Origin of the sequence: Flavobacterium mesophilum (assembly GCF_039581405.1) — a bacterium.
Taxonomy (GTDB): domain Bacteria; phylum Bacteroidota; class Bacteroidia; order Flavobacteriales; family Flavobacteriaceae; genus Flavobacterium.
Genome location: NZ_JBCPXZ010000005.1, coordinates 422,140 through 434,772, shown reverse-complemented (window position 1 = coordinate 434,772; position 12,633 = coordinate 422,140). Strand labels below are relative to the sequence as shown.

Here is a 12,633-nt window from a genome sequence, read left to right as displayed (position 1 = left end):
TTATCAATCAAAATATAATCGATTAAACCAAAAACAAAATGAAAAAAGGAGTAACCGTAACCATTTTAATCTTTATTGCTATAATTTTCTTTGGTGCACTGTATTATTTATATGCTAAAAATCAAGAATCGCCAATTGTGTTTCAAACAGATAAGGCAGAGATTAAAACGATCGTAAAAAATACCATTGCAACTGGTAATATTCAGCCTGATGAAGAGGTCTTAATCAAACCAAATATTTCAGGAATTATTGAAGAAGTATACATCAAAGCCGGCGAGAAAATCAAGGCTGGTGATATGATTGCAAAAATTAGAGTTGTTGCCAATGTTTCAAATGTAAGCAGTACCGAAAATCAAGTACAGACTGCAAAAATTGCATTGGACAATCAAGAAAAAATTTATCAAAGACAAAAAACGTTGTTTGATAAAGATGTAATTTCTGCAAACGATTTTGATGCAGCACAAGTAGCTTACAAACAAGCAAAACAGAATTATGTGGCTGCAAAACAAAATTTAGACATTGTAAAAACTGGTACAACAACTTCTTTAGGAAATTATGCAAATACATTAATCCGTTCAACTGTAAACGGAATGGTATTGCAGGTACCTGTAAAAGTTGGAAACCAAGTTATCGAAAGTAATAATTTTAATGAGGGAACTACAATTGCCAGCGTAGCAGATGTTGGAAGAATGATTTTCATTGGAAAAATTGATGAATCTGAGGTAGGAAAAATCAAAGTTCAAATGCCAATTGAAATCACTGTTGGAGCTATCGAAAACAAAAAATTTGAAGCAGTTCTAACAGATATTGCACCAAAAGGTGTAGTGGAAAATGGCGCAATTCAGTTTGAAATAAAAGCTAAATTAGAAAATAAAGGGGATACTTTTATTAGAGCTGGTTTAAGTGCAAATGCATCGATTATTTTAGAAAAAGCAGACAAAGTTTTAGCTATCAAAGAATCGCTTGTGCAGTTTGACAAAAAAACTCAAAAACCTTATGTTGAAGTAGAAACTGCTCCACAAAAATTTCAAAGAAGAGATTTAGTTTTAGGAGTAAGCGACGGAATCTATGTTCAAGTTAAAAGCGGTGTAAAAGATTCAGATAAAATAAAAATCTGGAATCAAGGCTTGATTAACGAAGGAGACAAAGAGAAAAAATAATTTGATTATTTGAGGAGTTTTTTGGGTTTTTAAAATGTTAAATTTGCATGACTTGTGGTTGTGCTTCATTCAAAATATATGAAAATAAATAAAATAAATAGTCTTGTTTTTGCCATGCTTTTCGGATTTGGATTGTCAGGTCAGGCGCAAACAAAACAATGGACATTAGAGGAATGTGTACGATATGCATTGGACAATAATATCACGATCAAAAATTCGGAATTAGATGTCGAAAATGCTGAAATAAATAAAAAAGATGCTTTTGGCAGATATCTTCCATCAGTAAACGGAAATGCATCACATTCTTGGAATATTGGTTTGAACCAGGATGTAACTACGGGTGTTTTGCGTAATCAGACAACTCAGTATTCATCTGTAGGTTTAAATGCTGGAGTTGATATTTACAGAGGTCTGCAAAATCAAAATACATACAGAAGAACAAAACTTGCTATTATTGCATCTCAATATCAATTATTAAAAATGCAAGAAGATGTTTCGTTGAATGTTGCGAATGCTTTTCTTCAAATTTTGGGATATAAGGAAGATTTAAAAATCAAAACAGAACAGCTTGCAATTGATGAAAAACGTTTAAAACGTTCAGAAGAAATGGTGAGTGCCGGAACAATTCCGCGCGGTGATTTATTTGATTTGAAAGCAACTATTGCAACCGATAAGCAAAATATTGCAGTTTCAGAAAACAATTTATTGATTTCAAAATTGAGCTTAGCACAGCTTTTACAGCTTAAAGAATTTACTGATTTTGATGTTGTTGATGATACAAATGCAAAAGATGAAAATAATATCATGGCACAAAATCCAGTTGATATTTATAATAAAGCAAAGGAAACAAGAACGGAATTAAAACTGGCGCAAACCAATCTTGAAATTGCCGAAAAGAACGTAGCAATTGCTAAAGGTGCTTTTCAGCCTACTCTTACTGGCTTTTATGGTTTTAATACAAGAGCAAGTTATAGTGATCAAATAAAGTTTGATGATCAAAACCAGCCTTATACGACTGGACCAGATCCGATATTCCAACAATTTAGCGACAATAAAGGGCATAATTTTGGTTTGCAATTGAATGTTCCAATTTTCAATGGATTTTCAGTCAGAAATAATGTTGAACGAAATAAAGTAAGTTTAGAGAAATCTAAAATAGATTTAGAGCAAAAAAGTTTAGATTTGCAACGTAACGTTTATACTGCATTTACAAATGCAAAAGGTGCGTTGAATACTTATGAAGCTGCAACGGTAACATTAGAAGCGAGACAACAAGCTTATAACTATGCTAAGGAAAAGTATGATGTAGGATTGATGAATTCATTCGATTTTACGCAAGCGCAAACATTATTGACAAATGCACAATCAGAAGTTATTAGAACGAAATACGATTATATATTTAAAATAAAGATTCTTGAATTCTATTTTGGAATTCCAATTGTTCCAATTCCTGCAAAATAATTTACTATGTCAAAAAAAACAATTTATTTCTTAGTTGGGGGCGCAATTATTGTAATTGGCACTTTAATAGTTCTGTCGAAAAAGGGAATTATAGGAAATAAGGACGAAGGCAAAGAAGTAGAAATATCAAAAGTTGTGGCTTCAACAATTGTTGAAACCGTGTCAGCAACTGGAAAAATTCAGCCTGAAATCGAAGTTAAAATTGCTTCAATGGTTTCAGGCGAAATTATCGCACTAAACGTAAAAGAAGGCCAAGTAGTTAAAAAAGGCGATTTATTAGTTAAGATAAATCCGGATTTATATACTTCAGGTTTAGAGCGTTCGGTTGCAAATTTGGCTGGAACTAAAGCGGGTTTAACGCAATCTGATGCCAACTTTAGAGAAGCAAAAGCAAATTATGAGCGAAACAAAACCTTGTATGACAAAGGCGTAATTTCAAAATCAGATTGGGATAAAGCAATCTCGACTTATGAAGTTGCAAAAGCAACAAAACAAAGTTCGTATTATAATGTTCAAAGTGCTACGGCATCGGTTACTGAAGCCAGAGACAATTTAGGGCGTACAACGATTTATTCTCCTGCAGATGGTACTATTTCAGTATTAAATGTTGAATTAGGAGAGCGTGTTTTAGGAACACAACAAATGGCAGGAACAGAGCTTTTGCGTGTTGCAAACTTGAACAATATGGAAGTTGAAGTTGATGTCAACGAAAATGATATTGTAAAAATCAAGATTGGAGACGAAGCAAATGTTGAAGTGGATGCATATTTGAAAAAGAAATTCCGTGGAGTTGTAACCAGTATTTCGAATTCTGCAAGTACAGCTTTGACTTCTGATCAGGTCACTAACTTTAAAGTTAAAGTTCGTATTCTGAAAGATTCTTATAAAGATTTATTGGAAGGAAAACCAGAGGCTTATTCACCTTTCAGACCAGGAATGACCGCTACGGTTGATATCATCACAACAACTAAAACGAATGTTTTGGCAGTGCCAATTAGTTCTGTTGTCGTTAAAGCAGATACTACCGCAGTAAAAGAATTTAAGGTTGATGATCCAAACGAAGATAAAAAAGCTGCGCCAAAAGTGGATAAAAAATACGAATGTGTTTTTGTGAAAGTGGGTGATAAAGCGAAAATCAGAATCATTAAAACAGGAATTCAGGACGATACTAATATCGAAGTAATGTCTGGGTTAAAACCAGGAGATGTCGTGATTACAGGTCCTTATACAACGGTTTCTAAAGACTTGAATTCTGGCGATAAAGTAAAATTGAAAAAAGCAGAAACTCCTAAGAAATAATTTGCTATGATAATTGCATTACATGGTGGATTTTCAATGGAAATGATCTATGGGTTTGGTGCCGCATTAGCAACAATTGCTGTATTTATTATTTACATGCATGTTCGTGTATATAGATCAGATTATTATAATGAAGAATACGTTTATTTTTCTTCATGGAAAAAGCTATTTTTATACTTAGGTTTTTTGATTGTCAGTTTATTCATTTCTATAGCATTGTTTTGGATATTGTCATTCATTTTTATCGGGATAGCTGTCGCAGTTCAAAAAATAATTTGATTTTTAGTGATTATGGTTTCATTATGTGGAAGTCCGCCTGCGGGATTTTTTGAATTGATTGGTGTGAGCTTAATTATAGCGGTAATATTTCTTGGTTTTACTCATTATAAGGCCTACAAAACCGATTATTATAATGAAGAATATGTCTATTTTTCAGATGGAAAAAAGGTTTTGCTTTATTTATTGTTTTTAGCTCTAAATTTGTGTGTTCTGCCTTTATTGCTTTTATTAGTGGTTTCTCTCTATGCAGGACTTAACTAGAATATTTAATAATTAAAAAAATAAACATTTTGTCTTTTATTCTCAATATCGAAACAGCAACCAAAAATTGTTCAGTATCAATTGCAAAAAATGGAGAAACCATTGTCTGCAGAGAAATCGCTGAAGAAGGGTATTCGCATGCCGAAAAACTTCATGTTTTTATTGAAGAAATAATAGCCGAATCAAATATCTCGGTTCAGGATTTAGTGGCAATTGCTGTAAGTCAAGGACCGGGTTCTTATACCGGTTTGCGAATTGGAGTTTCTGCTGCAAAAGGATTGTGTTATGCTTTAAACATTCCGTTGATTGCCATTGATACGCTGGAAACTTTAGCTTCAAGAGTGTCAGTTTCAGAAGGAAAAATTATCCCGATGCTGGATGCTCGAAGAATGGAAGTGTACAACGAAATTTTTTCTGTAGATTTAAAAACAGAAAGAGCAATTCAAGCCGAAGTTATCACAGAAGATTCTTTTGCAGAATATACTGAAGTGCTTTATTTTGTTGGGGACTGCGCCGATAAATGCAAACCAGTTTTGACAAAAGAAAATTTTGTCTTTTTAGAAGAAATTAAATACCCTTCTGCGCGTGAAATGAGTAAAATCAGTTTTGATAAATATCAAAAAAGCGACACTGTTGATGTCGCTTATTTTGAACCTTATTATTTAAAAGATTTTATGATGACATTGCCATCAAAAAAATAACAATCTATTTTATTTTTGAAGTGTGTACGGCTGAACGGAAATTCCTGCTTGGTCTAAAGCCGTTTTGCAATTCTCTAAAGTTTCAGAAAAAACAGCTGAGTAATTGGCGTTTTTAGCCCAAGGACGAACTGCAAAATCCACAGAACTTGCTGATAGATTTTTTACAAAAACTTCTGGTGCAGGAGTTTTAAGCACTTTTGGGTTGTTGTTTAAGGTAGCTAAAAGAATGTCTTTTGCCTTTTTAATATCAGAATCATAAGAAATAGAGAAAGTCAAATCAGCTCTTCTTTCTCCTTGCATTGAATAATTGATAATTGTTCCGTTTGATAAAGCTCCATTTGGAACAAAAACAGTTTGATTGTTTCCAGTCAACATTTTAGTGACAAAAATTTGAATCTCTAATACGGTTGCTACAACTCCTTGCGCTTCGATTGTATCGCCTACTTTGAAAGGTTTAAAAACGATGATAAGCATTCCGCCGGCAAAATTAGAAAGCGAACCTTGAAGAGATAAACCAATCGCAAGTCCCATTGCTCCTAAAATAGCTACAAAAGACGAAGTGTCAATTCCTATTTTTGAAATAAAAGTTACAAACAATAAAACTCGCAGTGCCCACAATAAAATATCGGCGAGAAATTTAGTCAGAGTAGGATCTAAATTTCGCTTTACCATTATTTTTCTGATCAATCGGTTTATTAATCTTATAGCGTATAATCCAATAAATAAAATCAGAAAAGCTGAAAATAATTTTGGAGAATAATCAATTAATAAATTGATCAAACGGGTCGTGTAACTTGCTAATTGTTCTGGGCTCATATTTGTATTTTAAGAATAAAAAAACCTTCTCAAAACGAGAAGGTGTAAGATTTTGCAAATATAAAAAATATTTATTTTTATAAGAAAAGGAATGCGGTTTTATTCCTTGTCAGCTTCCTCGATTTCTGGTTCACTTGTGTCGACAACAGTTTCAGTAACAAGTCTTTTTGCGTCATCTGCAGTTTCAGTAGTTGCCTCTTTTATGCTTTCGATAACATCACTAATGGTGTCTGAAGCCTTTTCTGCATATTCGGTCACAGTTTCTTTTGCTTGATGCGCATATTCAGTGGCAGTTTCGATAATTGGTTCTGAGGCTTCTTTTGCTTTAGCGATTGTTTCTTCTGCAAAAGTTTCAGCTTTTTCAATATATGGAGCCGCGGCTTCTTTTGCCTGCTCTAAAGTAGTTTCGGCATTAGTTGCCAATTCAGTTACCGATTCTTTGGTTGAACCAAATAAATTTTTGAAAAAAGATGATAATCCCATAGTTTTATATTGATTGGTTTAGAACTACAATATTAAACTTTTTTGGAGAATTTCAATGTTCTCGTATTGATAATTTGTTGAGAACAAGATTAATATAAGGTTAAATAAAAAACGTCCGCAATTTGCGGACGTTTTCTAATATCTAATTTATTTTAGATTAAGCGTTCAAAGCTTCAACTGTAATCGCTTCATCATTCAGCATGCTTTTCAGCATATTTTCGATACCGCTTTTTAAAGTAAATGTTGATGAAGGACAACCGCTACAAGCGCCTTGTAGAATTACTTTAACGGTTTTGTTGTCTTCATTATAAGAATCAAAAGCAATGTTTCCACCATCTGCCGCAACCGCTGGTTTTACATATTCTTCCAAAATGTTGATGATTTGCTGTGAAGTCACATCTAATTTATCAAATGCTTCGTCTTTTGCAGCTTCATTTTTAGCTTTGGTTTCGATCAAGCTTTCGTCTAGAACAGTTCCTCCATTTTCGATATATTGTTTGATGAAAGTTCTTAATTCCAATGTAATTTCATCCCAATTGTTGATTTCATATTTCGTTACCGAAATGTAGTTTTCATCAATAAAAATCTCTTTTACATAAGGAAATTTGAACAATTCCTGCGCTAATGGAGAAGAAGCTGTTTGATCTATGTTTTTGTATTCAACAGCATTTCTAGTCAACATTCTGCTAACTACAAATTTTAATGCTGCAGGATTTGGAGTTGTTTCTCCATAAACTGTAATAGGTTGCTTTTTAGGCGCGTTTTCGTCAATATTAACGATAACGCCACCTTTGTCTACAAATGCAGCAATTTGTTCTGCTACAGCGTCTTTTACATCATCCCAATCTACGATGCTGAATCGCTCTATTGCAATAAAATTTCCAGAAATATATACTGTTTTTACAAACGGAAGATAAAATAACTGCTGTGCAAGAGGTGAAGACTTGGCTTCGTCAATGTTTTTGAACTCAAAATTTTGATTTCTAGTAATGAAATCATCAAACTCAAACTTAAGAATGGTAGGGTTTTGTGTTTCTTTTATAGTGATTTTTGTCATGGTCGTATATTTTTTGCAAATTTAGTAAAGTTATTTTCTACTAATACTTATATTTGATTTTTTAATAAAATAATTAAGACTCTTTACAAATAAATCGTATTAAATTAGAAGAGTCAAAAATTTCTTTAAACAATTTTGCCTTTATGAAATTTAGAATCAAGGTTTTGTTCATTTTTTTGGTTACCTCATTTTATTCCTATTCGCAAGAAGGAATTCCTGTTTACTCGGATTATTTGTCTGATAACCTTTATTTGATTCATCCATCTATGGCTGGGGCGGCAAATTGTGCAAAAGTTAGATTGACAGCAAGAAAACAATGGTTTGGTGAAGAAGATGCGCCATCATTGCAGACTTTAAGTTTTAACGGAAGGATAGGGGATCGTTCTGGTGCTGGAATTATTGTTTTTAATGATAAAAACGGATATCATTCTCAAAAAGGAGTAAAACTTACTTATGCCCATCATATTATGTTTTCGAGAGATGAGCTTGATTTGAATCAGCTTTCATTTGGTATCAGTGGCGGTTTGATTCAGAGTCAGCTAGATGAGACAAAATTTGGAGGAACTTTTGACCCGATCGTTTTTGGTTCAATTCAAAAAGATTCTTATTTCAATGTTGATGTTGGAGCATCTTATAACTATTTAAATTTTTATGCTCATGCCACAGTTCAAGGACTTCTTGAAACTAGGAGAGACTTATATACAGATTACGAAAGCGATAATTTGAGAAAATATTTGCTGAGTGCAGGATATGTTTTCGGGAAAAGAGAAAAATTTACTTGGGAGCCTTCAATATTGTTGCAAGTATTTGATAAGACAAAAGAAAAAACAATCGATTTGAATATGAAAGGCTACAAAAATATGGACTTTGGAAGTTTATGGGCAGCATTTTCATACAGAAGAAGTTTTGATGGAGCGCAATACAGCACGTCAAGTGGTGTAAAAGCTCAAAAATTACAATATTTTACTCCAATAATCGGAATCAATTTCAACAATTTTATGTTTGCTTATACGTACTCACAAGTGATGGGCGATGTGAAATTTGATACTGGAGCCTATCACCAAATTACTTTAGGGGTTAATTTGTTTTGTAAAAGAGAGCGTTACGATTGTAATTGCCCTGCTATTAATTAATTATTATGGTAATCAAGTCTGTAAACGGAAAATCGCCTTTAATTCCAGAGGATTGTTATGTTGCTGAAAATGCTACTATTGTAGGTGACGTGTCTTTTGGACATTCTTGTAGTGTTTGGTTTAATGCCGTTGTTCGTGGTGATGTTCACTTTATTAAAATTGGAAATAAAGTAAACATTCAAGACGGAGCAATTATTCATTGTACCTATCAGAAACATCCAACAATAATTGGAAATAATGTTTCAATAGGACATAACGCTATTGTTCATGGCTGTACAGTTCACGATAATGTTTTAGTTGGAATGGGCGCTATAGTGATGGATAATTGCGTAATAGAAAGCAATGCTATTATTGCGGCTGGCGCGGTGATTACACAAAATACAGTTGTCGAATCAGGAACCATTTATGCAGGCGTTCCAGCAAAAAAGGTAAAAGATATTGATCAATCTAATTTTGCGGGTGAAATTGAGCGTATTTCGAACAATTATGTGATGTATTCAAGTTGGTTTAAAGACGAGGAACAATAATTGAAATTCCAATATAAAAAAATCCAAATTCCAATATTGAAATTCCAAATTCCAAAGTCAAGCGCTTGGAATTTAAGCTGTAAATAGTAAAAATTTTAAATCCCAAATTCCACATTATCAAAATTGGAATTTGGGATTTTTTATATTGGAATTTATAATTAGAGGTTGATTTTTTCAAAAAAAGCAGTCTTGTAGCTTTCGCTGATCGGGATTCGCTTGTCGCTAATTAAAACCTTGTTTTTTTGTATCGATTTGACATGTTTTATATTGATGATATATGATCTGTGAATTCGCGAGAAACCTTTGCTAGAAAGCAAGTTTTCAAGTTTTATTAAACTGATCAAAGTCAAAGTAAATTTATTGTCTGTTGTGTAGATTTTTACATAATCTTTCAGGCCTTCGATGAATAAGATATCTGCAAAATTCATTTTTACGTTTTCATATTCAGCTCTTACAAACATAAAATCCTGCTCTAATTCAGGTGGCGTTGTATTTTCGGAAATAGCTTGAATGGCTGTTGCTGGATTCACAATTTGCTGTGCTCTCACCACCGATTTTAGAAAACGATGAAACGGAATAGGTTTTACCAAATAATCAACTGCGCCAAGGTTGAAACCTTCTACCGCATAATCAGAATAAGCAGTTGTGAAGATAACTAAAGGCTTTTTTTCAATAGTATTCAAAAAATCAATTCCAGAGAAATGTGGCATTTGAATGTCTAGAAAAATCAAATCGACATTGTTTTGGTTGATAAAAGAAACAGCATCAATAGCATTATTGAAAGTGCTGACTAATTCAAGATAATCTACTTTCTTGACAAAATCTTCTAATAATTCAACTGCTAAAGGTTCGTCATCAATAATTACACATTTCATTCTGCTGGAAATTAGATTTTAAAAAGTTTTGTTTTGGTGCTCAAAAGTACTTTGAAATCAATTAATTAAGTTTTAAAATTTTCATAAAATAAGCATTTATTTTATAATTATCTCTTAACGTTTTAGCATAAAATGTTAGTTTATAGCAGTCTGAATTTGATCCAAATTTAAATTTAGATGCACACGATAAAATGCATTGTCTTGTGTAATAGTAAGCTGATGCGCATTTGGGTAAAGCAAATCAAGTCGGCTTTGAATATTTACCAAACCAATTCCTGAATTTTCGGGATCTTTAACATAATTTTCGATTGTATTTTCGATCCAAAAATCAAGACTGTTTTCATGAATGAAAATTTTGATTTTTACGTGCGCCGCGCCTTTATAATCAGTTCCATATTTAAAGGCATTCTCAACAAAAGAGATCAGAAGCAACGGTTCGATAAACTTATTTCGAGTATCGCCATGAACATTTATGACAATGTCTTCAATATTGTTAAGTCTCAGTTTTTGCAGTTCAATATAATTCTGAATGTAATTGATCTCTTTTTCTAAAGCCACCGTTTTGTTATCAGTTTCATACAACATATATCGCATGAGTTCTGATAATGTCACGATGGCATCAGGGACCAAATCAGATTTCTTGTGTGCCAATGAATAAATACTGTTTAGCGAATTGAATAAAAAATGCGGATTCGTTTGTTTGCGCAAATAAATCAATTCAGTACTTGTTCTATGTGTTTCGGCAATTAATTTGTTTTGCTGATTGTTATAAAATTCAGTCAAAGTTCTAATAATTGCACTTATGGTAATGATTAAAATATAGAAAAAGGATGGGCCAATTTTAAAAAAAAGAGGTTGTCTTATTTGAGTTCTAAAATGAGGTCCTCCTTTTGGGAAAAATTTAGGGTCAGGCATCATTCTCGGCGGGCCCATATTTTCAGGTCGCAAATGTCTGAATTCCGGAATGAAATAATTCGTTCGGATGACCATGAACACTACGATAAGAGCCAAAGCAAAAATAAAGTACAACCAATATTTTTTCTCTAAAAGCAAAGCCGGAACCAAGTAAAAATAGTTTAGGTAAAACAATACGATTCCGGTAATCCATTGTGCATAAAAATCATTGTTGATTTTGAAAGGGCTTTCGTAAAATTGAATCAAAGAAGTCAATATAAAGAAAATCCATATGATGCAATGAAATAGAATTTTGTTTGAATTAGTATTTTTAATGGCCTCTAGCTTCATTTAGAATTTTATTTTTAATAAAATTAAATCATTTTTCGTTATCGTTGGCGACATATTTTGGTCTAGTTTGCTAACCACTAATTGACCGGTTTTTAAAGCATCTTCTTCAGATGAAAAACTTTTTGCAGTACTGATTACAGGAATAATAGACTGTTTTATAAGAATTTTGTTTTGAGCTGAAATCGTATATCCCCAGCCTGTTTTGGTCTGGAAAGCATCAATTTTAAATGTTTCTTTTTTTGCACAAGCAGTAAATAGCAAGACAAGTAAAATAAACAATAAATTCTTCTGGATGTTACTCCAGAAGAATTGTTTTTTAGTATTAATTATCATCGTCGCTTTGTTCGTCAAGTGGTTTAAATTCCCAAGCATCATCAAAATAAGTTGATCCCACTCTTCCTAGCATATAAAAACCTCGGTTATTGATTGCGAAACCTACTGCATCAGTTCTGGTTGCACCTTCCATAGAAGTTCTTTCAACCCAAAGATCAGTTGATGGATTGTATTCCCAAACGGTTTTTACACCGTCGCCACCAACAACATATCCTAAACCATTCATTGAAAAACTTGATGCATTTGAACGCGTTACAGCATAATCATCATTATAAGTGTAATCGTCATTAATATCTTTATCAATATCGCGTTTTCTTGTCCAGGCATCTGTTGCAGGATCAAATTCCCAAAAATCTTCCTGATAAACCCCATTGTTGATTCCCGTTCCTAAATAAGCTTTGTCGCCAATTATGAAAACGGTAGCATTACGTCTTTTGTTTCCACTAAAACCGTTTACTAATGTCCATGTGTTTGCCTGGTCATTGTATTGATAGAAATCTTTCAAGTAGTTTCCGTCATAACCAGTTCCAAAGTAAGCTTTTCCGCCAACTTGAAATCCAAGAGCGCCATATCGTCCTGTTCCTGCGAAATCTGTTTTTTGTGTCCAGCTGTTGCTAGTTGGGTCATATTGGAAAAAATCTTTTAATTTATTTGTTCCATCATAACCAAGACCTACATATCCTTTTTCGTTCAAAGCAAAACTTGAAGCAGAACTTCTTCCAACTCCAATAAAATCAGCTTTTTGTTCCCAATAATCACCATTTGAATTGTATGCCCATAAATCTTTTAAGTACACATCGCCGGTATAACCAGTTGCTACATATGCATAATCGCCAATAACGAAACTTGTGGCGCTAGATCGTGCTGGGCCATCAAATGCCGACTTTTTAATCCAGTTTCCAATCAAATCATCGTCATCATCATCATTACTGCAGCCTACAAAAACAAGAGCTGAAAATAGAGTCGCGAATAATATTCCTTTTTTCAAATTATTCATAATGTA

At 33.1% G+C, this 12,633-nt stretch carries 15 protein-coding genes; 8 read left to right on the top strand and 7 right to left on the bottom strand.

Annotated elements, in window-relative coordinates; all coding sequences use genetic code 11:
• The first annotated feature begins 38 nt into the window (after positions 1 to 38).
• From AAYQ19_RS17615 to tsaB, 6 genes are all read left to right on the top strand, one after another.
• Entirely contained in the window at positions 39 to 1,160 is a 1,122-nt protein-coding gene (locus tag AAYQ19_RS17615) for an efflux RND transporter periplasmic adaptor subunit (protein WP_343538036.1), read from the top strand.
• A 78-nt stretch (positions 1,161 to 1,238) separates the two neighbouring features.
• Positions 1,239 to 2,621 carry a TolC family protein gene (locus AAYQ19_RS17610; protein WP_343538034.1) on the top strand — a complete coding sequence of 461 codons (1,383 nt, stop codon included), beginning with the start codon at positions 1,239 to 1,241 and terminating at the stop codon, positions 2,619 to 2,621.
• Between the two features lie 6 nt (positions 2,622 to 2,627).
• Complete coding sequence (locus AAYQ19_RS17605; protein ID WP_343538032.1) at positions 2,628 to 3,920, top strand: efflux RND transporter periplasmic adaptor subunit; 1,293 nt, start codon at positions 2,628 to 2,630, stop codon at positions 3,918 to 3,920.
• A gap of 6 nt (positions 3,921 to 3,926) precedes the next feature.
• On the top strand, positions 3,927 to 4,199 hold the full coding sequence (locus AAYQ19_RS17600) for a hypothetical protein (protein WP_343538031.1): 273 nt from the start codon (positions 3,927 to 3,929) through the stop codon (positions 4,197 to 4,199).
• A gap of 12 nt (positions 4,200 to 4,211) precedes the next feature.
• Positions 4,212 to 4,460 (top strand): hypothetical protein, encoded by a 249-nt coding sequence (locus tag AAYQ19_RS17595; RefSeq protein ID WP_343538030.1) that lies wholly within the window; start codon positions 4,212 to 4,214, stop codon positions 4,458 to 4,460.
• Positions 4,461 to 4,489: 29 nt separating this feature from the next.
• A complete protein-coding gene (gene tsaB, locus AAYQ19_RS17590; protein WP_343538028.1) occupies positions 4,490 to 5,161 on the top strand; it encodes a tRNA (adenosine(37)-N6)-threonylcarbamoyltransferase complex dimerization subunit type 1 TsaB in 672 nt (223 codons plus the stop codon).
• 9 nt (positions 5,162 to 5,170) lie between these two features.
• On the opposite strand, the gene AAYQ19_RS17585 is transcribed toward tsaB, so the two are convergent.
• From AAYQ19_RS17585 to AAYQ19_RS17575, 3 genes are all read right to left on the bottom strand, one after another.
• Positions 5,171 to 5,977, bottom strand: a complete 807-nt coding sequence (locus AAYQ19_RS17585) for a mechanosensitive ion channel family protein (protein WP_343538026.1) — start codon at positions 5,975 to 5,977, stop codon at positions 5,171 to 5,173.
• Positions 5,978 to 6,076: 99 nt separating this feature from the next.
• Positions 6,077 to 6,460, bottom strand: a complete 384-nt coding sequence (locus AAYQ19_RS17580; RefSeq protein WP_343538024.1) for a YtxH domain-containing protein — start codon at positions 6,458 to 6,460, stop codon at positions 6,077 to 6,079.
• Between the two features lie 157 nt (positions 6,461 to 6,617).
• Positions 6,618 to 7,517 carry a NifU family protein gene (locus tag AAYQ19_RS17575; RefSeq protein WP_343538022.1) on the bottom strand — a complete coding sequence of 300 codons (900 nt, stop codon included), beginning with the start codon at positions 7,515 to 7,517 and terminating at the stop codon, positions 6,618 to 6,620.
• A 143-nt stretch (positions 7,518 to 7,660) separates the two neighbouring features.
• Here AAYQ19_RS17575 and AAYQ19_RS17570 point away from each other — a divergent pair, with 143 nt between their 5' ends.
• Together AAYQ19_RS17570 and AAYQ19_RS17565 are read left to right on the top strand one after the other, a co-directional pair.
• Positions 7,661 to 8,650, top strand: coding sequence for a PorP/SprF family type IX secretion system membrane protein (locus AAYQ19_RS17570; RefSeq protein WP_343538020.1), 990 nt, complete (start codon positions 7,661 to 7,663; stop codon positions 8,648 to 8,650).
• A 5-nt stretch (positions 8,651 to 8,655) separates the two neighbouring features.
• Entirely contained in the window at positions 8,656 to 9,177 is a 522-nt protein-coding gene (locus AAYQ19_RS17565) for a gamma carbonic anhydrase family protein (protein WP_343538018.1), read from the top strand.
• 158 nt (positions 9,178 to 9,335) lie between these two features.
• Here AAYQ19_RS17565 and AAYQ19_RS17560 read toward each other — a convergent pair whose 3' ends face one another.
• The 4 genes from AAYQ19_RS17560 to AAYQ19_RS17545 form a co-directional block, all read right to left on the bottom strand.
• Complete coding sequence (locus tag AAYQ19_RS17560) at positions 9,336 to 10,052, bottom strand: LytR/AlgR family response regulator transcription factor (protein WP_343538016.1); 717 nt, start codon at positions 10,050 to 10,052, stop codon at positions 9,336 to 9,338.
• A gap of 135 nt (positions 10,053 to 10,187) precedes the next feature.
• Entirely contained in the window at positions 10,188 to 11,297 is a 1,110-nt protein-coding gene (locus AAYQ19_RS17555; RefSeq protein ID WP_343538015.1) for a sensor histidine kinase, read from the bottom strand.
• The gene (locus AAYQ19_RS17550) at positions 11,298 to 11,630 is read right to left on the bottom strand and encodes a DUF4907 domain-containing protein (protein WP_343538013.1); all 333 of its coding nucleotides are present in this window, start codon (positions 11,628 to 11,630) and stop codon (positions 11,298 to 11,300) included. It abuts the gene before it with no gap.
• Positions 11,620 to 12,627: a Kelch repeat-containing protein gene (locus AAYQ19_RS17545; protein WP_343538011.1), complete on the bottom strand. Its 1,008-nt coding sequence runs from the start codon at positions 12,625 to 12,627 to the stop codon at positions 11,620 to 11,622. The genes AAYQ19_RS17550 and AAYQ19_RS17545 overlap by 11 nt, the downstream gene beginning before the upstream one ends.
• Between the last annotated feature and the right edge of the window lie 6 nt (positions 12,628 to 12,633).